The sequence below is a fragment of the Streptomyces sp. NPDC007162 genome (genome assembly GCF_040634175.1).
In the GTDB taxonomy this organism is placed as follows: domain Bacteria; phylum Actinomycetota; class Actinomycetes; order Streptomycetales; family Streptomycetaceae; genus Streptomyces.
This window is the reverse complement of sequence record NZ_JBEYFC010000020.1, coordinates 15,186-37,473: the sequence shown is the minus strand read 5'-3', so window position 1 is coordinate 37,473 and position 22,288 is coordinate 15,186. Positions and strand designations below refer to the sequence as shown.

24 protein-coding genes and 1 pseudogene are annotated in these 22,288 nt (G+C 72.1%); 15 read left to right on the top strand and 10 right to left on the bottom strand.

What is annotated here, in order from left to right:
* Together ABZ646_RS04440 and ABZ646_RS04435 are read left to right on the top strand one after the other, a co-directional pair.
* Positions 1-526, top strand: a pseudogene (locus ABZ646_RS04440) (acyltransferase); the annotation flags it as partial.
* A 147-nt stretch (positions 527-673) separates the two neighbouring features.
* Entirely contained in the window at positions 674-1,372 is a 699-nt protein-coding gene (locus tag ABZ646_RS04435; RefSeq protein WP_360512838.1) for a class I SAM-dependent methyltransferase, read from the top strand.
* 55 nt (positions 1,373-1,427) lie between these two features.
* Here ABZ646_RS04435 and ABZ646_RS04430 read toward each other — a convergent pair whose 3' ends face one another.
* Positions 1,428-1,799 carry a DUF1330 domain-containing protein gene (locus ABZ646_RS04430; RefSeq protein WP_360512832.1) on the bottom strand — a complete coding sequence of 124 codons (372 nt, stop codon included), beginning with the start codon at positions 1,797-1,799 and terminating at the stop codon, positions 1,428-1,430.
* Entirely contained in the window at positions 1,796-2,146 is a 351-nt protein-coding gene (locus ABZ646_RS04425) for a nuclear transport factor 2 family protein (RefSeq protein WP_360512830.1), read from the bottom strand. The genes ABZ646_RS04430 and ABZ646_RS04425 overlap by 4 nt, the downstream gene beginning before the upstream one ends.
* 120 nt (positions 2,147-2,266) lie before the next feature.
* Here ABZ646_RS04425 and ABZ646_RS04420 point away from each other — a divergent pair, with 120 nt between their 5' ends.
* Together ABZ646_RS04420 and ABZ646_RS04415 are read left to right on the top strand one after the other, a co-directional pair.
* A complete protein-coding gene (locus ABZ646_RS04420) occupies positions 2,267-3,046 on the top strand; it encodes a helix-turn-helix transcriptional regulator (protein ID WP_360512828.1) in 780 nt (259 codons plus the stop codon).
* A 97-nt stretch (positions 3,047-3,143) separates the two neighbouring features.
* Positions 3,144-3,596: a DoxX family protein gene (locus tag ABZ646_RS04415; protein WP_360512826.1), complete on the top strand. Its 453-nt coding sequence runs from the start codon at positions 3,144-3,146 to the stop codon at positions 3,594-3,596.
* Between the two features lie 116 nt (positions 3,597-3,712).
* Here the strand turns inward: ABZ646_RS04415 and ABZ646_RS04410 are convergent, their stop codons facing one another.
* Entirely contained in the window at positions 3,713-4,306 is a 594-nt protein-coding gene (locus ABZ646_RS04410) for an RNA-binding S4 domain-containing protein (protein ID WP_360512825.1), read from the bottom strand.
* Positions 4,307-4,420: 114 nt separating this feature from the next.
* Between ABZ646_RS04410 and ABZ646_RS04405 the strand changes: the two genes are divergently transcribed.
* On the top strand, positions 4,421-5,113 hold the full coding sequence (locus ABZ646_RS04405; RefSeq protein WP_360512823.1) for a uracil-DNA glycosylase: 693 nt from the start codon (positions 4,421-4,423) through the stop codon (positions 5,111-5,113).
* A gap of 75 nt (positions 5,114-5,188) precedes the next feature.
* Here the strand turns inward: ABZ646_RS04405 and ABZ646_RS04400 are convergent, their stop codons facing one another.
* A complete protein-coding gene (locus tag ABZ646_RS04400; RefSeq protein WP_360512821.1) occupies positions 5,189-5,857 on the bottom strand; it encodes a GntR family transcriptional regulator in 669 nt (222 codons plus the stop codon).
* A gap of 193 nt (positions 5,858-6,050) precedes the next feature.
* On the opposite strand from ABZ646_RS04400, the gene ABZ646_RS04395 reads away from it, so the two are divergent.
* The 4 genes from ABZ646_RS04395 to acs all read left to right on the top strand — a co-directional run bounded on the left by ABZ646_RS04395 (position 6,051) and on the right by acs (position 10,987).
* Complete coding sequence (locus ABZ646_RS04395; protein WP_360512819.1) at positions 6,051-7,508, top strand: NCS1 family nucleobase:cation symporter-1; 1,458 nt, start codon at positions 6,051-6,053, stop codon at positions 7,506-7,508.
* Positions 7,509-7,513: 5 nt separating this feature from the next.
* The gene (locus ABZ646_RS04390) at positions 7,514-8,230 is read left to right on the top strand and encodes an aspartate/glutamate racemase family protein (protein ID WP_360512817.1); all 717 of its coding nucleotides are present in this window, start codon (positions 7,514-7,516) and stop codon (positions 8,228-8,230) included.
* A gap of 124 nt (positions 8,231-8,354) precedes the next feature.
* Positions 8,355-9,002 (top strand): acetate uptake transporter, encoded by a 648-nt coding sequence (locus tag ABZ646_RS04385; RefSeq protein ID WP_360512815.1) that lies wholly within the window; start codon positions 8,355-8,357, stop codon positions 9,000-9,002.
* Positions 8,999-10,987, top strand: coding sequence for an acetate--CoA ligase (gene acs, locus ABZ646_RS04380; protein ID WP_360512813.1), 1,989 nt, complete (start codon positions 8,999-9,001; stop codon positions 10,985-10,987). The genes ABZ646_RS04385 and acs overlap by 4 nt, the downstream gene beginning before the upstream one ends.
* 34 nt (positions 10,988-11,021) lie before the next feature.
* On the opposite strand, the gene ABZ646_RS04375 is transcribed toward acs, so the two are convergent.
* Both ABZ646_RS04375 and ABZ646_RS04370 read right to left on the bottom strand, forming a co-directional pair.
* Entirely contained in the window at positions 11,022-11,474 is a 453-nt protein-coding gene (locus ABZ646_RS04375) for a GNAT family N-acetyltransferase (protein WP_360512811.1), read from the bottom strand.
* On the bottom strand, positions 11,471-11,788 hold the full coding sequence (locus ABZ646_RS04370; protein ID WP_360512809.1) for a RidA family protein: 318 nt from the start codon (positions 11,786-11,788) through the stop codon (positions 11,471-11,473). Before ABZ646_RS04370 ends, ABZ646_RS04375 begins: the two co-directional genes overlap by 4 nt.
* A 286-nt stretch (positions 11,789-12,074) precedes the next feature.
* Between ABZ646_RS04370 and ABZ646_RS04365 the strand changes: the two genes are divergently transcribed.
* From ABZ646_RS04365 to ABZ646_RS04355, 3 genes are all read left to right on the top strand, one after another.
* Positions 12,075-13,943 (top strand): FUSC family protein, encoded by a 1,869-nt coding sequence (locus ABZ646_RS04365; RefSeq protein ID WP_360512807.1) that lies wholly within the window; start codon positions 12,075-12,077, stop codon positions 13,941-13,943.
* Between the two features lie 91 nt (positions 13,944-14,034).
* Complete coding sequence (locus tag ABZ646_RS04360; protein WP_360512805.1) at positions 14,035-14,691, top strand: DUF899 domain-containing protein; 657 nt, start codon at positions 14,035-14,037, stop codon at positions 14,689-14,691.
* A 154-nt stretch (positions 14,692-14,845) separates the two neighbouring features.
* Entirely contained in the window at positions 14,846-15,025 is a 180-nt protein-coding gene (locus ABZ646_RS04355; RefSeq protein ID WP_360512803.1) for a hypothetical protein, read from the top strand.
* On the opposite strand, the gene ABZ646_RS04350 is transcribed toward ABZ646_RS04355, so the two are convergent.
* From ABZ646_RS04350 to ABZ646_RS04340, 3 genes are all read right to left on the bottom strand, one after another.
* On the bottom strand, positions 15,022-16,989 hold the full coding sequence (locus ABZ646_RS04350; RefSeq protein ID WP_360512801.1) for an ABC transporter ATP-binding protein: 1,968 nt from the start codon (positions 16,987-16,989) through the stop codon (positions 15,022-15,024). The genes ABZ646_RS04355 and ABZ646_RS04350 overlap by 4 nt on opposite strands.
* Positions 16,990-17,199: 210 nt before the next feature.
* Positions 17,200-17,634 (bottom strand): hypothetical protein, encoded by a 435-nt coding sequence (locus tag ABZ646_RS04345; protein ID WP_360512799.1) that lies wholly within the window; start codon positions 17,632-17,634, stop codon positions 17,200-17,202.
* Positions 17,631-18,344, bottom strand: coding sequence for an ATP-binding protein (locus ABZ646_RS04340; RefSeq protein ID WP_360512797.1), 714 nt, complete (start codon positions 18,342-18,344; stop codon positions 17,631-17,633). The genes ABZ646_RS04345 and ABZ646_RS04340 overlap by 4 nt, the downstream gene beginning before the upstream one ends.
* Before the next feature lie 351 nt (positions 18,345-18,695).
* Here ABZ646_RS04340 and ABZ646_RS04335 point away from each other — a divergent pair, with 351 nt between their 5' ends.
* The 3 genes from ABZ646_RS04335 to ABZ646_RS04325 all read left to right on the top strand — a co-directional run bounded on the left by ABZ646_RS04335 (position 18,696) and on the right by ABZ646_RS04325 (position 20,744).
* A complete protein-coding gene (locus tag ABZ646_RS04335) occupies positions 18,696-19,556 on the top strand; it encodes a helix-turn-helix transcriptional regulator (protein ID WP_360512795.1) in 861 nt (286 codons plus the stop codon).
* Entirely contained in the window at positions 19,557-19,832 is a 276-nt protein-coding gene (locus ABZ646_RS04330; RefSeq protein WP_360512793.1) for a DUF397 domain-containing protein, read from the top strand.
* A gap of 108 nt (positions 19,833-19,940) precedes the next feature.
* Entirely contained in the window at positions 19,941-20,744 is an 804-nt protein-coding gene (locus ABZ646_RS04325; protein ID WP_360512791.1) for an SAM-dependent methyltransferase, read from the top strand.
* Between the two features lie 36 nt (positions 20,745-20,780).
* Here ABZ646_RS04325 and ABZ646_RS04320 read toward each other — a convergent pair whose 3' ends face one another.
* Positions 20,781-22,268 carry a glutamate synthase subunit beta gene (locus tag ABZ646_RS04320; protein ID WP_360512789.1) on the bottom strand — a complete coding sequence of 496 codons (1,488 nt, stop codon included), beginning with the start codon at positions 22,266-22,268 and terminating at the stop codon, positions 20,781-20,783.
* Positions 22,269-22,288 lie beyond the last annotated feature (20 nt).

Sequence of the window (22,288 nt, the reverse complement as noted above, 5' to 3'; positions counted from 1 at the left end):
GGCGCACTGGCTCACCCGCCACTTCTGCGGCAGGCTCTACCAGCTGGGGCGCCTGCAGTACGAGCTGGCGGGTCTCGGCACCCGCACGGCACAGGCGATCACCAGCGCCGGAACCGCGGTCGCGGCCGGCAGTCCCAGCCTGAACCTGCACATCCCCGACTTCCTCGGACCGCTCACCCCGGCCGCCTGCGACCGTTCCGTGCTCCGGGCCCGGGAGTTCTTTGCCCGGTACTTCCCCGACGAGCATCCCATCGTCGCGACCTGCCACTCCTGGCTGCTCGATCCGCAGCTGCGCAGGCACCTCCCGGCGGACTCCAACATCGTCCGCTTCCAGGAGCGGTTCCGGCCCGGCTGGGACGACCGGGAGCCGGCCGACACCACGCCGGTCGCCTTCGTCTTCGGCGACCCCGGCATACCGACCCCTGACCTGCCCCGGCGTACGTCGCTGGAGCGGGCGGTCGGCGACCGGCTGCGGGCCGGTGGCCACTGGTACATCGGGCACGGATGGTTCCCGTGGGAACGGTGACGCCGCACGGCCCGACCTGGCCGACCGTCACCACGCTGGTGGCGCCGAGAAGTTCCCGTCGGATGTCGAACGACTCGAACGGGTGAACCGCCGGTGCCGGGGAACGGCCGTGCGATGGCCGGCCGTTCTTCGGGCATGACAGTTGAAATGCGTGAGGGGTACGAGGGGACGGGGCCCGGTGCGATCACCCCGGACGGCTGCGCGGTGGAGCTCTACTCGCGGCTGGCCGTGGGGAGCGAGCCGGACATCATCGAGGCGGCGGTCCCGGCCGGCGCCCGCATCCTGGAGCTGGGCTGCGGGGTGGGGCGGATGACTCACCCGCTCCTGGAGCGCGGGTTCACGGTCACCGCGGTGGACGAGTCGGCGGAGATGCTGGAGCGCGTCCGCGGGGCGCGCACGATACGCAGCACCATCGAAGGGCTCGACCTGGGCGAGAGGTTCGACGTGGTGCTGCTCGCGTCGTTCCTGGTGCACGCCGGAGACGTGGCCGTACGACAGGGCATGCTGCGGACCTGCGCGTCCCATGTGGCGGACGACGGCTGTGTCCTCGTCCAGCGCGAGGCCGCGTACCACCACTCCGACGTGCCCAGGGAGCGGGTCGACCCCGGCGGCTACACCGTGCGGATCGTGTCGGCCGAGCCGGTCGGTGACGGGGTGAACTCGGTCCACGTGGAGTACGAGTTCCCGGACGCGACCTGGACGCAGACGTTCCTGGCCCGGCCGCTCACCAGGCAGCAGTTCGAGCAGGCGCTGGCGGAGGCCGGGTTGGAGGTGGCCGAATACCTGACGGAGGACGGGACCTGGGTACGGGCGATACCGGCCGCCGGGCGGGCCCCGGCGGCCTAGAGGGCGCCGGAGCCCCGAGCCTTGGCCCAGCTCTGGCTCGGTGGCCGGTCCGCGTTCAGCTCACCGACTCCGCCCGGGCGTTCGGGAGCGGGAACAGCTGGGGGATCTTGCCGCTTGCGCGATAGTCGTCGGGTACTCCCGCGACCAGGGCGACCATCGAGGTGGCGTGCTCCGTGCGGAGCGGCAGGATCGCCTGGTAGTCCGGCGATTCGTACCACTCCTGCGCGCGGGCCGGATCGGGGAACTCGAGTATCACGATGTCGCCGTTCCAGGTGCCCTCGTGCTCGACGAGTCGTCCGCCGTGCACGAGGAAGCGACCGCCGTACGGTGCCATCGTTGCCTCGATCCGCTCGATGTACTCCGCGATCTCCGGGCCGAGGTCGACGTCCTGCAGGTAACCGACCACGTATCCGCGCGGCGCCGTCATGCCGGCACCTTGTCCAGGAAACCGTGCACGTCCTGGATGCGGCCCGACTCGTCCAGCACCAGGACGTCGAAACCGATCACCAGCGGCTCGGCTCCCTCCGGACCCAGGCCCCACTGGAACCGCACCTGGCGATGGTGGGCGTCCGCCTCACCGACCTGGGTGAACACGAACCCCGGAAACTGCGCCTGGACCCCGTCGACGACCGCAGCGATCCCCTCGTGGCCGCGGACCTCGGCCAGCGGATCCGTGTAGGTCGCCTCGGAGGACCAGTGCTCGGAGAGCAGGGCCGCCCGCTCCTCACCGGTCGCGTTCCAGGTGGCCAGGTACTGCTCGACGATGCCCTTCATGTTCGTTTCTCCCGTTCGTCTCGATCGGCTGATGTCCCACATCCTGGCCCCGGCCCGCTCATCAGCTCCATGACCTCACAGGTCATGGCAGCCCGGACACGGCGCCCTAGACTCGCGGACATGAGCGTTGCAGCCGAAGTACCGCCGGTCGGCGCACTGCTGCGGACCTGGCGCGAACGACGCCGGTTCAGCCAGCAGGAGCTGTCCAACCGTTCGCGGGTCTCCACCCGGCACCTCAGCCGGGTGGAGACCGGCAAGGCCCACCCGACACCGGAGATGCTCATGCACCTCTCCGACAACCTGGACGTGCCGCTGCGTGATCGCAACCAGCTCCTGCTGGCCGCCGGATACGCGCCGCGCTATCAGGACCACCAACTGGACGACGCGTCGATCGCGGTGGTGATGGACGGCCTGCGCCGACTCCTCGACGCCCACCTGCCGTACCCCGCACTGCTGTTGGACGAGCACTGGGACATCGTCGACGCCAATGCCGCCGTCGATCAGCTGCTGGCCGGTTGCGCACCGGAACTGCTGGAGCCACCGGTCAACGTGGTCCGGGTCTGTCTGCATCCGGACGGGCTGGCCGACCGGATCGGCAACCTCGCGCAGTGGGGTGGCCATCTGCTGCAGCAGGCGCGCCACCGGGCCGAACGCACCCATGACCAGCGTCTCCACGAGCTGGCCGCGGAGATCGCCGGATACCTCGGCACATCCGATGCCGCCCCCACCGGCGCGGGACCGGTCATCACCCTCGAAATCGAGGTGGACGGCAACCCGCTCCGGTTCTTCAGCACCTCCGCCACGCTCAGCACCGCCACCGACGCGACCCTCGAAGGGCTGCACCTGGAGACGTTCCTGCCGGCCGACGAGGAGACCCGTCGCCGGTTCGGCCCGGCCTAGAGAAGACCCGAAATCAAGGACGGCAGCGATGAGTTCGCCGTAGCGGGCGGGTCTACCTCTGTGACAGCAGCAGAGACCGTCCCCCCAGGAGAACCTCATGTCCGAGACCGCCGCTCCCGCCGCCCCCGTGCTCTCCACCGCCACCGGGTCCGCGAAGCACGGCCGGCGCCGTGCCGCCCGCCTCGCCCTGCGGGCGCTACAGGTGCTGCTCGCCCTGTTCTACGCCGTCGCGAGCGCACTGCCCAAGCTGATCGCGTATCCCGCCGCCATGGAGTCCTTCGACAGGATCGGCTGGGGCAGCGCCGGTATGTACGCCATCGGCGCGCTCGAACTGGCGGGTGCGATCGCCCTGGTGACACCGGTGCTGCAGGCGGTGGCGGCGATGGCGCTCAGCGGGCTCATGGTGGGCGCGTTCATCGTCCAGCTGACCGTGTTCGACGGGCAGAACGCGGCGACCCCGCTGATCCTGATGGTGCCGCTGGTCCTGATCGCCTGGGCCCGGCGGGAGCAGAACGCGCGGCTGTGGGGGCTGGTGCGGGGACGGATGTGAGCGTCCGGCGCAGCGGAGAGGGAGCTGAGCCGCCCCGGTCCCCGGCCCAGCCCTGTGGCGCCCCGAGCCGGTCCGCAGCACCGGGCCCCGGCCGAGCCCTCTGGGCGCCCGGTGGATCACCGACCGCCGGGGCGCCCACCGCCGGCCGGGCCCGTGCCGCTCCTCCCACCGACGTCATCCGCCCCGCCCGTGCCCCCCTGCCTGCCCATGCCACCTGCCGGCCCGCCGAGGCCGCGGAGCCGTTCCAGCTCGCGGCGGTCGCGCTTGGTGGGACGGCCGGTGCCGCGGTCGCGCAGGCCGATGGGGGCGACGGCCTCGCGGGGCGGGGGCGGCGGGGAGTTGTCGACGTAGCACTGGGCGGCGACCGGGGCGCCGACCCGCTTGCGGATCAGCCGCTTCACGATGACGACGCGTTCCCGCCCCTCCTGGCGCAGCCGGACCTCGTCACCGACGCGCACGGAGTGGGCGGGTTTGACCCGCTCGCCGTTCACCTGGACATGCCCGCCCCGGCAGGCGGTGGCTCCCATGGAGCGGGTCTTGATCAGGCGCACGGCCCAGATCCAGCTGTCGATCCGCACGGTCTCCCCGGGCCCCGGCGCGGCGGCCTCGGCGGCGGCGACCGCCGCGGCGACGGCGGCGGGATCGAGAGCCTCGGCGCCCGGTGCCTGCTCGGCCGGGGCAGGGCTGTCGTTCACGTCCTGAGAAGACATGCCCCGACCCTAACGCGCTGCGAAGGGCCAAGCGGAACGCACGACCAGCCACGGTCTCTCCCCGAGCCGACCCGGCGGACGCACGCCCCCGTCCCGGGGCCCTACCGTTGAAGCATGCCGCGCACCCCCCTCGCCGACCTCGACCACCGTGTCGGCGCCTGCCGTGCCTGTCCCCGGCTGGTCGCCTGGCGGGAGGAGGTGGCGCGTACCAAGCGCGCGGCGTTCGCCGACTGGACGTACTGGGCCCGGCCCGTCCCCGGCTTCGGTCCGCCCGACGCCCGGCTGCTGATCATCGGCCTCGCCCCGGCCGCGCACGGAGGCAACCGCACCGGCCGGATGTTCACCGGCGACCGCTCCGGTGACGTCCTGTACCAGGCGCTGTACGACGTCGGGCTCGCCTCGCAGCCGACGGCGGTCAGTGCCGACGACGGTCTGCAGCTGTACGGCGTGCGGATCACCTCGCCGGTGCACTGCGCCCCGCCCGACAACAAGCCGACCCCCGCGGAGCGCGACACCTGCCGCCCCTGGCTGGTGGAGGAGCTGGCGCTGTTGCGGCCGACGCTGCGGGCCGCGGTCGTACTCGGGGCGTTCGGCTGGCAGGCCGCGCTGCCGGCGTTCGCCGCGGCGGGCTGGGCCGTGCCGAGGCCCCGCCCACGCTTCGCCCACGGCGCCCGGGTCGACCTGGGCGGCCTGGACCTCTTCGGATGCTTCCATGTCAGCCAGCGCAACACCTTCACGGGTCTCCTCACCCCCGAGATGCTCCGCGAGGTACTCCGGACGGCGGCGCAGACGGCCGGCCTGCTCTGACCCGAGCGACCGGACGTGCCCGGTGCGCCCGAGGGGCTCGGACGACGCGAGCCCGCGCCACCCCGTGTGCGGCCGTCAGCGGCCGGTCTCCTCACCGAACAGGTGCCGCACCGTCGACCGGTGGTTGGCCCGCACGTGGCCGAGGGCGACGGCGCGGGCGCGGTCCGGGTCGCCGGAGGCGATCGCGTCGTACAACTCGCGGTGTTCGGTGAGGAGCCGGGGCCATTCCTCGTTGCGCCGGGTGAGCCAGCGGAGCCGGCCGTCGACCGGTTCCATGACCGAGATGAGCAGGCTGTTGCCCGCCAGGGCCAGGATCCGGTCATGGAAGCGGGTGTTGACGTCGGTGATCGTCTCGGCGTCGTCGGAGCTGGTCGCCGTGGCCGCCTGGCCGAGCAGTTCCCGAAGCTCTGCCAGCGCCTCGGGGGTCGTCCGCGAGGCCGCGAGACCGGCCGCGTAGACCTCCAACGCCTCGCGCAGTTCGAAGAGTTCCTTGACGTCGGTCGGGGTCAGCCGGCGCACCACCGTACGGCGGGCCGACTCGAAGAGCACGAAGCCCTCGGCGACCAGGGCCCGGATCGCCTCCCGGACCGGCACCCGGGACACCCCGAACCGCTCGGCCAGTTCGCGCTCGACCAGCCGGTCACCCGGGGCCAGCCGGCCCGCGATGATGTCCTGCCGCAGGGTGGCGAGGACGCGTTCGCGCACCGCGCCCAGGGGTTCGGTCTTCGTCGTGGGGGAGCCCATGAGGTCATTTTCGCCGACCCGAGGGGGCTTTTACGGAGCCGTAACGGGACGGACATCGGTCAGAACGCTTGACGGGAGGACCATGACCGCAGTTTGGTATACCAAACGCGCGCAGCAGTCCATTCGCGGCACCCGACGGCGGTATCCCGCAGCCGTCCTCCTCCCTCCCCGCCCCGCAGTCCCTGGAGGCCCCGTGTCCCTGGCCGACCGTGCCGAAGCCACCGGCGCACCCGCGTTCGTCCCCGATCCCCGGCTCACCAACGACGACCTCGCCCCCGCCGAGCGGCGGAACTGGAAGGTCTTCGACCTCTTCGCCATGTGGATGTCCGACGTCCACAACCTCGGCAACTACACCTTCGCCGCCGGTCTGCTGGTCCTCGGCATGAACGTCTGGCAGGTCTTCACCTCCCTCCTCGTCGGCTTCGTGCTCATCTACGTCGGCATGAACTGGATGGGCAGGATCGGCCAGCGTCACGGAGTGCCGTTCCCGGTGGTCAGCCGGATCAGCTTCGGCGTCTGGGGCGCCAACATCCCCGCGCTGATCAGAGCTGTGATCGCCATCATGTGGTACGGCATCCAGACCTATCTGGCGTCCGTCGCCGTCAACGTGATGCTGCTGGCGGCCTGGCCCGGCCTGAAGTCCCTGACGGAGACCTCCTTCCTGGGCCTGGACACACTCGGCTGGATCTCCTTCGTCTCGCTCTGGCTGATCCAGGCGGCGATCATCAGCCGGGGCATGGAGACGATCCGCAGGTTCCAGGACTTCTGCGGCCCGGCGATCTGGCTGGTCATGATCGCTCTCGCGGTCTGGATCCTCGCCAAGGCCCACTGGACCATCTCGCTCACCTCCACCCCGCACCCGGTCTCCACCGGCGAGCAGTGGCGGCAGTGGTTCGGCGCGATCGGCCTGATCCTCGCCACCTACGGCACGCTGATGCTCAACTTCTGTGACTTCTCGCGCTTCGCCCCCGACTACCGGACCGTGCGCCGCGGGAACTTCTGGGGCCTGCCGATCAACTCGACGGCGTTCGTGGTCGTCTCCGTGATCGTGACGGCGGGTTCGCTGGAGGTCTTCGGTGAGGCCATCACCGACCCCGCCGAACTGGTCGCCAAGGTGGGCAACACCTGGGTCCTGGTCGTGGCGGCCCTGACCTTCGCGGTCGCCACCATGGGCGTCAACATCGTCGCCAACTTCGTCTCCCCGGCGTACGACCTGGCCAACGTCTGGCCGCAGAAGATCACCTTCAAGGTCGGCGGCATGATCAGCACGGTCGCGGCCCTCCTCGTCACTCCCTGGAACCTCTTCTCCGACCCCACCGTCGTCAACTACTTCCTGGGTGGCCTCGGCGCCTTCCTGGGACCGCTGTTCGGTGTGATCATGGTCGACTACTACGCGATCAAGCGCGGCAAGGTGGACGTGCGGCAGCTCTTCGACGCGACGCCCGGCTCCCCGTACCACTACCGCAAGGGCGTCAACCCCAAGGCGCTGTGGGCGTTCCTGCCCGCGGCGGCGGTCGCGGGCGTGCTCGCGCTGGTGAAGACCTTCAGCGATGTGGCGCCCTACTCGTGGTTCATCGGCACCGCCCTGGCCGCCGGCCTGTACCTGGCGCTGTGCCGGGGTGACCGGACCCCCGAGACCGTGGAGGTCTGACGGACGTGCGGATCGTCGTCACCAACTGCAACACCACGCAGGAGATGACCGAGGAGATCGTGCGAGGTGCCCGGGCCGCCGCAGGCCCGGGCACCACCGTGACCGGGCTGACCCCGAGCTGGGGTCCCGAGTCGGCGGAGGGCTGGCTGGACAGCTACCTGTCGGCGGCGGCGGTCCTGGACGCACTGCGGACCTACCCGGGCCCGCCGTACGACGCGGTGGTCATGGCCGGTTTCGGCGAACACGGGCGCGAGGGCGCACGGGAGTTGCTGGACGTCCCGGTCGTCGACATCACCGAGGCCGCCGCCCATCTGGCCTGCCTGCTGGGCCGCCGCTACGGCGTCGTCACCACGCTGGACCGCTCGCGCGGGCAGATCGAGGACAGCCTGGAGACGGCGGGGGTCGCCCGCAACTGCGTGGCCGTGGCGGGTACGGGGCTCGGCGTCCTGGACCTGGCCGGTGACCCCGGGCGGACGGAGGCCGCGTTCCTGGCGGCGGCCGAGCGGGTCCGGGAGGCCGGCGCCGAGGTCCTCGTCCTCGGCTGCGCCGGGATGACGGGGCTGCAGCGGGCGGTGGGGGAGAAGCTCGGGGTCCCGGTCGTGGACGGGGTCGGCGCGGCGGTGAAACTGGCGGAGTCGCTGGTGGCGCTGGGGCTCACCACCAGCCGGGCAGGGAGCTACGAGAAGCCGCTGGAGAAGCGCCGGGTGTGGAGATCTGCGTAGAAATGTCCGCATAAGGGAGGTTGCTTCGGGAACACGGACAGCGTGGACGCGTGGCGCCGCCGACCCTCGTGGTGTCCCGGACGATCTCACGTCCTTGTGATGCACATCGCATGAGGAGGCGCAGATGAGCACCCCTACCACCGACACCGGAACCGTCGCGGACCCCGGCCCGCTCGGCCTCGGTGCCTTCGCGGCGACGACCTTCGTCCTCAGCGTCTTCAACGCGAACCTGATCACCGACCAGACGCTGGCCGCCGTCGTCCTCCCGCTCGCCCTGTTCTACGGCGGACTGGCCCAGATGCTCGCGGCCATGTGGGAGTTCCGCAAGGGCAACACCTTCGGCGCCACCGCGTTCGGGTCGTACGCCGCCTTCTGGCTGGCCTATGCCGCCTACGCGAGGTTCGTCGCGGGCAGCCTGCCGCCCGCCACCGCGCACCAGGCGACCGGCCTGTTCCTGCTGGTGTTCGCCATCTTCACGGTGTACATGACCGTCGCCGCGACCCGCACCACGGGCGCCCTGCTGGCCGTGCTGGTCACCCTGTCGGCGACGTTCATCGTGCTGTGCGTCGGCGCGTTCGCGCAGTCGCCCGGAACCGTCGAGGCCGGCGGCTGGCTCGGCCTGGTCACCGCGGTGTGCGCCTGGTACGCGTCGTTCGCCGGCGTCACCAACTCCACCTACCACCGTGCCGTCCTGCCCGTCTTCCCGAACATCGGCGAGCACCTGCGACCGCACCGCGGCCACCGCCACGGGCCGTTCGGGGTCCACGCATGACCGACAGCGGCGGCGGGACGCTCTCCAGCCTGCTGCACGAGGAGCGGCGCTTCCCGCCGCCCGCGGAGCTGGCCGCGGCGGCCAACGCCACCGCGGCGGACTACGCACGGGCCGGCGCCGACCGCCTCGCCTTCTGGGCCGCGGCGGCCGCCCGGCTCGACTGGGAGCGGCCCTGGGACCAGGTGCTCGACTGGAGCCGCGCCCCGTTCGCCCGCTGGTTCACCGGCGGCCGCCTGAACGCGGCGTACAACTGCCTGGACCGGCATGTCGCCGCCGGCCACGGCGACCGGGTCGCCTTCCACTGGGAGGGCGAGCCCGGCGACACCCGCACCCTCACCTACGCCCAGCTGACGACGGAGGTCCGCAAGGCCGCCAACGCCCTGCGGGCGCTCGGCGTCACCGCGGGCGACCGGGTCGCCGTCTACATGCCGATGATCCCGGAGACCGTGGTGGCGATGCTGGCCTGCGCCCGCATCGGCGCCCCGCACACGGTGGTCTTCGGCGGCTTCTCCGCGGAGGCGCTGCGCGGCCGGATCCTCGACTGCGACGCCCGCCTGGTGATCACCGCGGACGGCGGCTACCGCCGCGGCAACCCTTCCGCCCTGAAACCGGCCGTCGACGAGGCGGTCCGCGGCTGCCCCGACGTACGCCACGTGCTGGTCGTCCGGCGCACCGGACAGCCGGTGGACTGGACCCCCGGCCGCGACCTGTGGTGGCACGAGACGGTCGACGGACAGCCGGCCGAGCACAGGGCCGAGGCGTTCGACAGCGAACACCCCCTGTACATCATGTACACCTCCGGTACGACCGCCCGCCCCAAGGGCATCCTGCACACCACCGGCGGCTATCTCACCCAGGTCGCCTGGTCGCACTGGGCGGTCTTCGACGTCAAACCGGACCGGGACGTCTTCTGGACGGCGGCCGACATCGGGTGGGTCACCGGCCACTCGTACATCGTCTACGGTCCGCTGGCCAACGGCGTCACCTCCCTGCTGTACGAGGGGACGCCGGACACCCCGCACCGCGGCCGCTGGTGGGAACTGGTGGAGAAGTACCGGGTGTCCATCCTCTACTGCGCCCCGACCGCGATCCGCACCTTCATGAAATGGGGCGCCGACATCCCGGCCGAGTTCGACCTGTCGTCGCTGCGCCTGCTCGGTTCGGTCGGCGAGCCGATCAACCCGGAGGCGTGGATCTGGTACCGCGACACCATCGGCTCCGGCAACTGCCCGGTCGTGGACACCTGGTGGCAGACCGAGACCGGCGCCCAGATGATCAGCCCGCTGCCCGGCGTGAGCGTCTGCAAGCCGGGCTCGGCCCTGCGGCCGCTGCCCGGTGTCGCGGCCGACGTCGTCGACGACACCGGCGAGCCGGTACCCGACGGTTCCGGCGGCTATCTGGTCCTCACCGAGCCCTGGCCCGCGATGCTCCGCACCATCTGGGGCGACGAGCAGCGGTACCTCGACACCTACTGGTCGCGTTTCCCCGGCAGCTACTTCGCGGGGGACGGCGCGAAGAAGGACGACGACGGCGACATCTGGCTGCTCGGCCGGGTCGACGACGTCATGAACGTCTCCGGGCACCGCATCTCCACCACGGAGGTCGAGTCGGCCCTCGTCTCCCACCCGCTGGTCGCGGAGGCGGCGGTGGTCGGCGCGACCGACGCGACGACCGGGCAGGGCGTCGTCGCCTTCGTCATCCTGCGCGGCGACGTGCAGACGGGCGCGGCCGGGGCCGAGGAGGTGGCGGCGCAGCTGCGCACGCACGTCACCACGGAGATCGGCCCGATCGCCCGCCCCCGGGAGATCCTGGTCGTCGCCGAACTCCCCAAGACCCGTTCCGGCAAGATCATGCGCCGGTTGCTGAGGGACGTCGCCGAACACCGGGCGCTCGGCGACGTGACGACCCTGACCGACTCGTCGGTCATGGACGAGATCAGGCACCGGCTGCCGTCGGCCGGTCCGGGGGCAGGCGAGGAGACGTAGTCAAGGGGGAGTCCGGGGGAGCCGCAGCCGGGGCTCAGGGCCGCCAGACGTACCGGACATCAGGCTCCCGCTCCTCGTTCCCGCTCCCGTCCGTGGACTCCACGGGGACGAAGCCGTGCCGCTCGTAGAACCGGTGGGCAGGCTTGTTGACCTGGAACGTCCACAACGTGAGCCCTCGCGGTGAGCGCTCCTTCGCCAGCGCGACGAACCGGTCACCGAGACCCCGCCCCCGCCACCCGGGGTCCAGATACAACTGCGACAACAGATCCCCCGCGAGCACCATCACCCCCACGACGAGCCCGCCCGCCTCCGCCAGCCAGGTCTCCCGCTCCGGCACCACGACGTCCCGGAACCACGCACGCACCTCGTCGTCGGAGTGCGCCCGTACAACGGTGGGCAGCGCCGCACGGTACGACCGCAACCAGACGTCGGCCACGTCGGCGGCATCGGGACCGCCCGCCCGCCGCAGCACGACGTCAGCGCTCACGCCCCCGCCCCCTCGGGTACGACGGCCGTGGCCGTGATCTCCACCAACTGCCCGCTGTAGCCCAGACAGGCCACGCCGACGAGCGTCGAGGAATGCGGCCCGGCACTGAGCCCGGACCCCTCGACGACCTCCCAGACAGCGGACAGCACGGTCGGATCACTGCTCACGACATACACGTCCGTGGCCACGACATGCACCAGGTCGCTCCCGACCGCACGCAATTGCCCCGCGAGATTCACGATGACCCGCTCGGCCTGCCGCACCGGGTCCCCTGGCGGCGGGAAGAGGCCGGGGGCGGTGACGCGTCGGATCATCAGGACGGCTCCTCGGGTGGCAAAGGTACGGCCAAACGATGATCCGCCTTCGTGCGGACGCGACGCATTCGGTTTTCCGTCGTCCGCTCACTGCCGGTCCGGCCCGAATCCGGGTCGCGCGCAATTGCGTTCATAAAGAACTCGGTCCTTCGGGACACTTGTCACACCCGGGAAACGCGATCGAACCGTTTCCCACGGGAACCCGAACTACCGTCGGCCGAAGAAGCCGCCGGCCCGGCCACCGTCGCCCGAAGGCACACCCCGCCCTCGTCCGGACAGGAGCCCTGTGTCCCGTCGTATCACCCTGCCCCCCTGGCTCGCCCACGCCCTGCGCGCCCAGCGCGGGCCCGTGCCCTGGAGCGCGGTGACCCGTGGGGCGCTGGCCGCCGGGCCGTTGCTGCTTGCGGCGGTCCTGGTCGAGCGCACCTCCCTCGGTGTGGTCGCCGCCATCGCCGCCATGCTCGCCGGGATCAACGACCGGCCCGGCAGCCGGCGGGCCGCCGTGCGGCGGCTCGGGGTGCCCGCGGCGGCCGGTGCGGTGGGGCTGCTCGTCGGGACGTACGGCGGCGCGCACCTCACGGCCGTACCTCTCACCCTGCTGCTCACGGGGCTCGGGCTGGCCGCCGGTGGCATCAGCGCCGTCGGGCCCGTCGCGTCCGGCGCGGGGACGCAGTTGCTGGTCGCCGCCGCCATCGGCGCCGGGATGCCGGTCGCCGAGGCGGGCTGGCAGCGGGCCCTCGCCTTCCTCGCCGGCGCCGGCTGGCTGCTGGTGCTGCGGCTCGCCCTGCCCACGCCCGGCGCGCTCGCCGGTGACTACCGCTTCGACGGGGAACGGGACGCCGTCGCCGGCGTGTACGACGCCGTCGCCGACCTGCTGGAGGCCGTCGCGGGCGAGGCCGCGCTCGGCCGGCGGAAGGCGCTGAGCACCGCGCTCGACCACGCCCAGGACGCGCTCACCGGGCCCCGGCTGCGGCGGTACGCCAGTTCCGCCACCGAGCGCCGGCTGCACGCGCAGTACGCCGCCGCGCTGCCCCTCGCCGAGGCGGCCACCGCCCTCGCCTGGGCCGGCGAACCGATAGCCGAGCGGGCCGCGGAGGGGCCCCGCCGGCTCGCCGCCGCCGTACGGGAGAACACCGGCACCGGACCGTTGCCCGCGCCGTCCCGTGCGGTGCCCGCCCTGCGCGCCCTCGACGACGCCCTGCTGCGGGCCGCCGAGGCCTTCGACCGGTCCGGGGACGCGGAACACCGGCCGCCCGCCCGGCGCCGCGGCCCGAAGGAGATCCTGCGTGCCGCGTTCGGCAGCGGCGGACGGGAGTACGGGCTGCGGGTCGCCCTCTGCTTCGGGGCCAGCGCCGCCATCGCCCAGGCCCTGCACCACACCCGCTGGTACGGCTCGCACCAGCACTGGTACTGGCTGCCCGCCACCGCCGTCTTCCTCGTCAAGCCCGACCTCGGTCCGCTCGCTTCCCGGGTGCTGTGCCGGGCCGCCGGTACGGTGCTCGGCGCCCTGCTCTTCGCGGGCTTCGCCGCCGTACTGCCCCGGCCCGGGGGACTCATCGTCCTGGTGGCCGTGTGCGGCGCCCTCGTCCCGGCGGCCACCAGGCACTTCGCCGCGCAGACCGCCGTCGTCACCGTCCTGGTGCTCGCCCTGGTCATGGTCGGGGGCGAACCGCAGGCCTCGGCCAGCCGGATCGGCGAGACACTGCTGGCCTGCGCGCTGGTCCTGCTCGTCGGGCACCTGCCGATGCCGGGGAAGCACGGCGGCGGGGTCCGGGGCCGACTGGCGGCGGCCGGGCGGGCCGCGCACACCTACCTCGCCCACGTACTGAGCGAGTCCGGCGACCGCGGCGAACGCTGGGCGCTGCGCCGCGAGGCCTACCGGACCCTTGCCGAGGCACGCTCCGCCATCGCCCTCGCCGCCGCCGAACTCCCGGCTCTCGCCCGGCACACCGAGGGCACGGACGCGGTGGCCGCCGTACTCGAACGGCTCGTGGACACCACCACCGCGTGCGCCGTGCACCTCGACGAGACCGGCCGGCTCACCGCCCGCCACACCCGGCAACTCGAAGATCTGGCAGCCGAGCTGACGCGGGGCGGGCAGCGACACGGGGTCGCCGTGCCGCGGATGCCGGTCGTCGCGCGGCTCTCCGGTTGACGGCGACGGAGAAGAATTCCTCGGCCGCACCGATGAGTTCTCCGTCCTCCCGCGGTCACCACCCGGAACCGACCGCCGTACAGGAGGACCCATGTCGCTTCCGGAGATCGTCTCGCGTGAGCGGTGGCGTGCCGCTCGAGAGGAGTTACTGCTCAAGGAGGAGGCGGTCACGCGCGCGCGGGACGCGCTCAACGCGGAGCGGCGCCGACTGCCCATGGTCGAGGTGGACCCCGAGTACGTCTTCGAGGGCGGCGACGGCAAGGCGAACCTGCTCGACCTCTTCGACGGACGGACCCAACTGGTGGTCCACCACTTCATGTTCGCCCCCGAATGGGAGGCCGGCTGCCCCGGCTGCGCCGCCTTCCTCGACCAGGTCGGCCACCTCGCGCATCTGCGGGCGCGCGGCACCTCGTTCGCGGCGGTCTCCCGGGCACCGTTCACCCGGATCCTGCCGTTCAAGGCCCGGATGGGTTGGACGCTGCCCTGGTACTCCTCGCACCACAGCGACCACGGCCGCGACTTCAACCGCGACTTCGAGGCGACCATCGTGGTGGACGACGAGCCGGTGGAGCGCCCCGGGATCAGCTGCTTCCTGCGGGAGTCGGACCGGGTCTTCCACACGTACTCGGTGTACGACCGCGGACTCGACGGGCTCGGCTCGGTCGCCTCACTGCTCGACCTGACGGCACTCGGCCGGACCCCTCGGGGCAGCGACCGCGTGCGCTATCACGACGAGTACGAGGACTGACACAAGCGGTCACGGAAGTGACCGAAAGTCAACGGACTCTCACCCTCCGCGCCGACCGGGTGTCGGCTGTGTCTCAGTACGGTCACCGGGCGAGCCGTTCACGTTCTCCAGAGCGTTAACTCCTACACGTACGACGCAGCACTGGAGGTGCAGGATGGTGAACGGGCGAACCGTGCTCGAACGCTTTTCCGCGGGTGGGCCGCGAGGGTCATGGCCTGCGGAGGAGTTCGCTCAGGCCCGGCGGCTGGAAGGGCTGCCCGCGGAAGTCGTGATGGACCTGGCGACCGACACCTTCCTGGTCATCGTGCGCGCGGCCGAAGGCGTCGAGAACTAGCCCGCCTTCCGGGCGGGTACCGCGGCCGTGAACTGGTTCGCCTGGAGCCCGTACAGCTCCGCGTAGACACCGCCGCTCGCCAGGAGTTCGTCGGGCGTCCCGGACTCCACCACCCGGCCCTGGTCGAGGACGTGCACCAGATCCGCGTGCCGGACCGACGCCAGCCGGTGGGTGATCAGTACGACGGTCTGCCCGCTGCCCGCCAGCGCCCGGATCTTCTCGAAGACCTCGAGTTCGGCCCGGGCGTCCAGAGCGGCCGTCGGCTCGTCCACGATCAGGATGTGCCCGCGCCGGTAGGCGGCCCGCGCGATGCCGAGGCGCTGCCACTGACCGCCGGACAGCTCGTGCCCGCCGCTGAAGCTGCGCGCCAGCAGGGTCTCCAGGCCGTGCGGCAGATCCTCGACCACCTCCTGAGCGCCCGCCTCCGCGACCGACGCGGCCAGCCGCTCCTCGGTGAGCGGCGCCGACGAGCGGCCGACGGCCACATTGACCTTGGCGGTGAACGGCCAGCGCTTGAAGTCCTGGGCCACCATCGCGATGCGCTCGGCGAGCCGGTGCCGGTCGGCCCGCGCCGCGTCGACGCCGTCCCACAGGATGCGGCCCCGGTCCGGCTGGTACAGCCCCGCCAGCAGCTTGACCAGGGTGGTCTTGCCGGAACCGTTCTCGCCGACCAGGGCGACGATCCGGCCGAGGGGGAAGGAGAGGGTGACGTCGTCCAGGGCGGGGCGCGGCGCGGCACCCGGATCATCGGCCGGGTCGTCACTCGGATAGGTGAAGGTGACGTTCTCGAAGCGGATCTCCCGCGGATCCTCCGGCAGGAGGTCCCCGCCGACCGGGATCGCCCGCTCGGCCGCCTCCACGTACAGCCGCTCCAGATCGCCGACGAACAGCGCCTCCTCGTGCAGGGTGTTGATCTCCAGCACGAGTGTGTCGAGGCTCGACGAGCCGGTGCGGATCGCGATCACCGCCGTACCGGCCACCGACAGGGCCATCGCACCGCTCAGCAGCAGGACGCCCAGCGTGGCGTAGGTCGCGGCGGTCGCGAGGCCGGTCCAGGCCGCGGCGATCAGACCGGTACGGGCCGCGAGCCTCGCCAGCCGGGCCTGCTCCGCCTCCGCCGTCTCCGACATCGACCGGAAGTGCCGCAGCAGGAAGGGGCCGACCCCGTGCACCCGGATCTCCGGCGCCGCCTCCGGCTCGGTGAGCAGGCTGCTGATCAGGTGGCCCGCGCGGGCGTGCTGCACCCAGGTGTGGAACGACTCGTAGCGGCGCCGGGCGTTGGTCAGGGCGCCCCAGGCGCTCGGGATCGTCATCGTGACCAGCAGCGGGAGCAGGACCGGGTGCAGCACGGTCAGCACACCGGCCGCCGCGATCAGGGAGATCATCGCGTTCACCACGCGGGTGCCGTAGCTGATCATGCGACGGGCTGAGGAGGCGCCGTACTGCGCGGTGTCCAGCAGCTTGTGGAAGGCGTGGTCCTCGATGGCGGCGAGCTCGACGGCCGCCGCCCGCTCCAGGTACAGCTCGGTCGCCACCCGCTCGACCTTCGGTTCCAGGCGGCCCGTGGCGTGGGTCGACGCGGCGCGCAGCAGCGCGCCCACGAACATGACGGCGGCCATGGTGACCAGGGCGGGGGCGGCGCCGCGCAGCCGCTCCTCGATGGCGCCGGCGCCGATCAGCCGGCCCAGCACGCTGTTCACGGCCAGCAGGCTCACGGCCTGGGTCACGCCGACGCCCAGCTGGGCCAGCAGTACGGTCCGCGCGTCCCGGGCGTCCGCCTGCCGGGCCAGCCGCAGACTGGACGCGAGCATGCCCGGCAGGCGGGTCATCATGGCGCGGAAGTCCAGCTCCAGGAAGGCGTCCCGGTGCTGGTTCCAGCCCATGTCGTAGCGGAGCGGCCCTCCGAACAGCAGCCTCTCCGACTCGGACACCTCCGGCGCCGCCGCATCCCGTCGCTTCCTCACCACGATCCTCCCCGGAGCCGCCGACGAACGGCCACTATCGCGGGCCCCGACACCCGCCGGGCAGGGCGCGCGACGGGGCTCGGGAGGCATGGGGGAGTGTGCTGGGGGTGCGGTGCAGTGCGGCGAGGGGAGTGCGGGTCCCGGCGGAGCCGTATGCCGGGCAGAACAGGGGAGGGCGGGTTTCGTGCGGCGGCCCGAGCCGCGCAGCGGTCACGCGCTCAGCGGGCGGGACCATTCCGGGGTGGTCCCCGTCACCCGGCACAGGGCGAGGTACAGGGGTATGGGCGGGGTGTACGGCAGTGTCCCCTGGGGGCGGTGGATCAGCCGGGCGTTGTCGGGGAGCGCGGCTCCGGGGCTGTAGAGGGCCGGGGCGGGCCAGCTGAGGGCGTCGTCGGAGTCCGACGGAACGATCCACCACCAGTGCGTACCGTTGGCGTACACGCACCCCACCCGCGGCAGCCGGGGCGCGACCAGCGGCCCGAGCCCCGCCGGTACGGCCACCGCGTCACGGCCCAGCGGTGCCGTCATGCCCTCGGGCACCGGCAGCCTTCTGAGGCCGGTCCCGGACTCCGGCCGTCGGGTCCGCTGCAGGCGGACCAGGGTGTCGAGGCCGAGCGGATGCCCGGGGCCGGGAGCGGCGGTCACGCCTGCCCCCGCCCAGGGAGCGGGCGCCGGGCCTCCGGCACCGAGTACCGGGCCTCGGATGCCGAGTGCCGGGCCTCCGGTTGGGCCTCCTCGCCGGAACCCGGCGAAGGGCGGTGCACCGGATCACGCGGGGCACCGCGGGACGAGCCGCGCGTCGGACCCGGATCGGGACGGGCGCCCCAGCCGAGGTCGTTGCTGGGTTCGACGGTGTCCCCCGCGGTGTCGATCCGGCGCGGCAGCTCCGCCCAGACCAGCAGCCCGGGCCCGTGCTCCTGGGCTCCCCAGGCCTGGCACAGCGCTTCGACGAGGAGCAATCCCCTCCCGTGCTCCTCCTCGGGACGCTGCGGGGACGGATGCGGCTCGTCGGGCGCACAGCCCTCGTCGTGCACGGCTATGCGCACGGTGTCGTCGCGGTCGTGCAACTCGCACACCACACGCCTGCTCGCGGTGTGCACGATCGCGTTGGTGACCAGCTCGGATATGACGAGCAGCGCGGTGTCACAGGTGTCCGCGCAGACCGACCAGCCGGTCAGCCGGGCCCGCGCAAGGCGTCTGGCCTGGGCCGGAGAGCCCGGGTGAGCGGCCAGCTCGAACCGGAACCGGCGCTCGGCACCGCCCTCACCTGGGACGACTGCCGCGGCGGCGCCGAGACCAAGACGGTCCTCGACGGCGTCTGTTCCTAAGGGCGCGGACGGAATCACGCTTGCCACTATCGCCCCGCCGTGAACACTTGGCAAGTGTCACTCTGAAAAATGCAGAGTGCTGTGTGACGCGGTGAAGGGCCGTGGCACACTGCTCGCAACAGCATGTCGAGCGGCGCAAGTTGGGATCGGTGAGGATCCTGCGGACCGATCCGGCCCATGCGACCGAGATTGCCGAACAGGTGAATTCCGGCTGTTTCGGGCGCCCTGGAGCAGCTGGCCGTCCTGGTCGGTCCGTCAGATGACCGAGCGGGTCCCGCAATGGCGCCGCTGGACTGGCATGCCGGGTGACACCTGTAGGCGGCGCACCGGCGCGCCCGAGGTGGCCCGGTCGGGGAATTTCATGGAGGTGGGTGGAGCGTGAGCGAGCCGCGGTCCGCGCCGACGGTGGGCCAGGTGGTCCTCGGTCGGCGCCTCCTCGATCTGCGGGAACGCGCCGGACTCAAGCGGGAGGAGGCCGCCCGGGTGCTCCGCGTGGCGCCCGCCACCGTCCGCCGCATGGAGATGGCCGAGGTCGCCCTCAAGATCCCGTACCTCCAACTCCTCCTGAAGGCCTACGGAGTGGCCGACGACGAGGCCGACCTCTTCGTCCGGCTCGCCGAGGACGCCAACAAGCCGGGCTGGTGGCAGCGGTTCCACGACATCCTCCCCGGCTGGTTCTCCATGTACGTCAGCCTGGAGGGGGCGGCGAGCCTGATCCGTTCCTACGAGCCGCACTTCGTCCCCGGCCTGATGCAGACCGAGGACTACGCGCGCGGGGTGCTGCGGTCGGGTGCCGTCGGCCAGACCCGGCCCGAGGACCTCGAGGGGCACGTCGCCCTGCGCATGCAGCGCCAGGGCCTGCTCACCCGTCCCGACGCTCCCCGTTTCTGGGCGGTGCTGGACGAGACCGTGCTGCGCCGCCCGGTCGGCGGCCCGGAGGTGATGCGCGCGCAGATCGACCGACTGCTCGAGGTCACGAACCTGCCCAATGTGACGCTCCAGGTCGTCCCGTTCGCGAGCGGGCCGCACCCGGGGACGTACGGGCCTTTCGTGATCTTCCGATTCGCCATGCCCGAACTGCCGGACATGGTCTACAGCGAGTACCTGACCGGCGCCGTCTACCTGGACGCGCGCACCGAGGTGGCCACCCACCTGGAGGTCATGGACCGCATGGCGGCGCAGGCCGCTTCTGCACAACGCACGAAGGAGATCCTCCGGGATCTCCGCAAGGAGCTGTGAATGGATCGCACCAAACCCCAGTCCGGGCCGCGCAACCGCACGGGGCGGATCTACAACGGGATGCCTGCGAGGGAACTGGGCAGCGAGGGCTGGCACAAGCCGTGGAGCGGCGGCAACGGAGGCAACTGCCTGGAGGCGATGAAGCTGGCCGACGGCCGGATAGCCGTCCGCCAGTCGACCGACCCCGACGGACCGGCGCTGATCTACACCACCGACGAGATGACGGCCTTCATCGAGGGCGCCAAGGCGGGGGAGGCGGACTTCCTGCTCTCCTGAACCTGCTCTCTGACCCTGTTCTGCTGAAGCTGCTCTGCATCTGATTCAAGTGCTTTCTCTCGGTAATCAATTGATCTTTGACCGCGTTCGACGCTTATGGAGTGCCTCATGACTGGGCAGGACCGCACCGTGATCGACACCGGCAAGCCGCACCCGGCCCGCATGTACGACTGGTATCTCGGCGGCAAGGACAACTACCCCGTCGACGAGGAGATGGGCCGGCAGATGCTGGCCCTCGACCCCCGGGTGCCGGTGATGGCCCGGGTGAACCGCGCCTTCATGCACCGCGCCACCCGCTGGCTGGCCGAGCGCGGAGTACGGCAGTTCCTGGACATCGGCACGGGCATCCCGACCGAACCGAACCTGCACCAGATCGCCCAGGGCATCGCACCCGAGGCCCGGATCGTGTACTGCGACAACGACCCGATCGTGCTGGCCCACGCGGCGGCCCTGCTGCGCAGTACGCCCGAGGGCGCGACCGAGTACCTCCAGGCCGATGTGCGCGACCCGGCGGCGATCGTCGCCGGCGCGCGCGAGGTCCTGGACCTGGACCGCCCCGTCGCGCTGTCGCTCGTCGCCCTGCTCCACTTCGTCTCGGACGAGGACGGGGCGCACGAGCTGGTCGGCAGACTGCTGTCCGAACTGCCGTCCGGCAGCTACCTGATGATGACCCACGCCACCGCCGACTTCACCCCGGAGGAGTCGGCGGCGGCCACCGCGAAACTCAGGGCGGCCGGGGTCACGCTGGCGCTGCGCTCCCGGAAGGAGTTCGGCAGCTTCTTCGACGGCCTGGAACTCGTCGAGCCCGGGGTGTCGGTGGTCCACCACTGGCACCCGGAACTGGGCGAGCCGGTGCCGGGACAGGACGACGGGGTGATCCCGGGGTACGGGGCGCTGGGCCGCAAGCCGTAAGCGACCCTCCCCTCGCAAGTTCTCCGCCTCCTGCCCCTATACGACCATCGGACGGTCGTACGGTGATATCGGCGCCGGCAGCTGCGAACTGCCCGTGAGGTACCGGTCGACAGCTGCCGCCACCGCCCGCCCCTCCGCGATCGCCCACACGATCAGCGACTGCCCGCGCGCCGCGTCCCCCGCGGCGAACACCCCGGGCACGTTCGTCGCGAAGCCGGCGTCCCTGCTGATCGTCCCGCGCGGCTCCGTCGCCACCGCCAGCTGGTCGAGGAGGCCGTCCGCGCGGTCCGGCCCGGAGAAACCGAGCGCCAGCAGCACCATGTCCACGGGGAGCGTCCGCCCGCTCTCCGGCACCGGCCGGCGTGCCGCGTCCACCTCCACCAGGTGCAACGACCGCACGTGCCCGCTCCCGTCGCCCGCGAAGTGCAGCGTCGACGCCGCGAACAACCGCGCGTCCGCGTCAGCGGCGGGCGCCGTCTCCAGGTCCCGCGCCTCCTCGTGCGCCGCGGACAGCCGGTAGACCTTCGGATACGTCGGCCACGGCTCGGTGTCCTCGTCCCGCTCCGCACCCGGCTGCGCGTAGATGTCCAGCTGGGTCACCGAAGCGGCCCGCTCCCGCACCGCCGTCCCCAGACAGTCCGCCCCCGTGTCACCCCCGCCCACGATCACCACGTGCTTCCCGGCCGCCGACATCGGCGACTCGGCCAGATCCCCCTCACACACCCGGTTGGCCAGCGGCAGATACTCCATCGCCTGGTGTATCCCTGCCAACTCCCGACCCGGCACCTCGAGTTCCCGCCACGCCGTCGCACCGGTCGCGATCACCACCGCGTCGTACCGGGCCCGCAGCTCCGCCGCCCCCACGTCCCGTCCGACCGCCACCGACGTACGGAACTTCGTCCCCTCCGCCCGCATCTGGTCCAGCCGCCGCTCCAGATGGTGTTTCTCCATCTTGAACGCGGGGATGCCGTACCGCATCAGCCCACCGAGCCGGTCGTCCTTCTCGTACACGGCGACCGTGTGTCCGGCCCGGGTCAGCTGCTGCGCCGCCGCGAGCCCGGTCGGCCCCGACCCGATCACCGCCACCGTCCGCCCGGACAGCCGCTCCGGCGGCATCGGCGCGGTGAACCCCTCCGCCCAGGCCCGGTCGGCGATCGCGCACTCGACGTTCTTGATCGTGACGGCCGGCTGGTTGATCGCGAGCACACAGCCCGCCTCGCACGGCGCCGGGCACAACCGTCCGGTGAACTCGGGAAAGTTGTTCGTCGCGTGCAGCCGGTCGCTCGCCGCCCGCCAGTCCTCCCGCGACACCAGGTCGTTCCACTCCGGGATCAGATTGCCGAGCGGACACGCGTCGTGGCAGAACGGCACCCCGCAGTCCATGCAGCGGTCCGCCTGCCTGCTGATGATCGGCAGCAGGGCCCCGGGGACGTAGACCTCGTCCCAGTCGCGTACCCGCTCCTCGACCGGCCGCCGTCGCCACTCCTCGCGCTGCGTGGTCATGAACCCCTTGGGATCGGCCATGGTCGTCTTCCTCGCGTACG

Bases quoted from the DNA above. Each gene is read 5' to 3' on its own strand.
- ABZ646_RS04435 (WP_360512838.1), top strand. From the start codon at position 674: ATGCGTGAGGGGTACGAGGGGACGGGGCCCGGTGCGATCACCCCGGAC.
- ABZ646_RS04430 (WP_360512832.1), bottom strand. From the start codon at position 1,799: ATGACGGCGCCGCGCGGATACGTGGTCGGTTACCTGCAGGACGTCGAC.
- ABZ646_RS04425 (WP_360512830.1), bottom strand. From the start codon at position 2,146: ATGAAGGGCATCGTCGAGCAGTACCTGGCCACCTGGAACGCGACCGGT.
- ABZ646_RS04420 (WP_360512828.1), top strand. From the start codon at position 2,267: ATGAGCGTTGCAGCCGAAGTACCGCCGGTCGGCGCACTGCTGCGGACC.
- ABZ646_RS04415 (WP_360512826.1), top strand. From the start codon at position 3,144: ATGTCCGAGACCGCCGCTCCCGCCGCCCCCGTGCTCTCCACCGCCACC.
- ABZ646_RS04410 (WP_360512825.1), bottom strand. From the start codon at position 4,306: ATGTCTTCTCAGGACGTGAACGACAGCCCTGCCCCGGCCGAGCAGGCA.
- ABZ646_RS04405 (WP_360512823.1), top strand. From the start codon at position 4,421: ATGCCGCGCACCCCCCTCGCCGACCTCGACCACCGTGTCGGCGCCTGC.
- ABZ646_RS04400 (WP_360512821.1), bottom strand. From the start codon at position 5,857: ATGGGCTCCCCCACGACGAAGACCGAACCCCTGGGCGCGGTGCGCGAA.
- ABZ646_RS04385 (WP_360512815.1), top strand. From the start codon at position 8,355: ATGAGCACCCCTACCACCGACACCGGAACCGTCGCGGACCCCGGCCCG.
- acs (WP_360512813.1), top strand. From the start codon at position 8,999: ATGACCGACAGCGGCGGCGGGACGCTCTCCAGCCTGCTGCACGAGGAG.
- ABZ646_RS04370 (WP_360512809.1), bottom strand. From the start codon at position 11,788: ATGATCCGACGCGTCACCGCCCCCGGCCTCTTCCCGCCGCCAGGGGAC.
- ABZ646_RS04360 (WP_360512805.1), top strand. From the start codon at position 14,035: ATGTCGCTTCCGGAGATCGTCTCGCGTGAGCGGTGGCGTGCCGCTCGA.
- ABZ646_RS04355 (WP_360512803.1), top strand. From the start codon at position 14,846: ATGGTGAACGGGCGAACCGTGCTCGAACGCTTTTCCGCGGGTGGGCCG.
- ABZ646_RS04330 (WP_360512793.1), top strand. From the start codon at position 19,557: ATGGATCGCACCAAACCCCAGTCCGGGCCGCGCAACCGCACGGGGCGG.
- ABZ646_RS04325 (WP_360512791.1), top strand. From the start codon at position 19,941: ATGACTGGGCAGGACCGCACCGTGATCGACACCGGCAAGCCGCACCCG.
- ABZ646_RS04320 (WP_360512789.1), bottom strand. From the start codon at position 22,268: ATGGCCGATCCCAAGGGGTTCATGACCACGCAGCGCGAGGAGTGGCGA.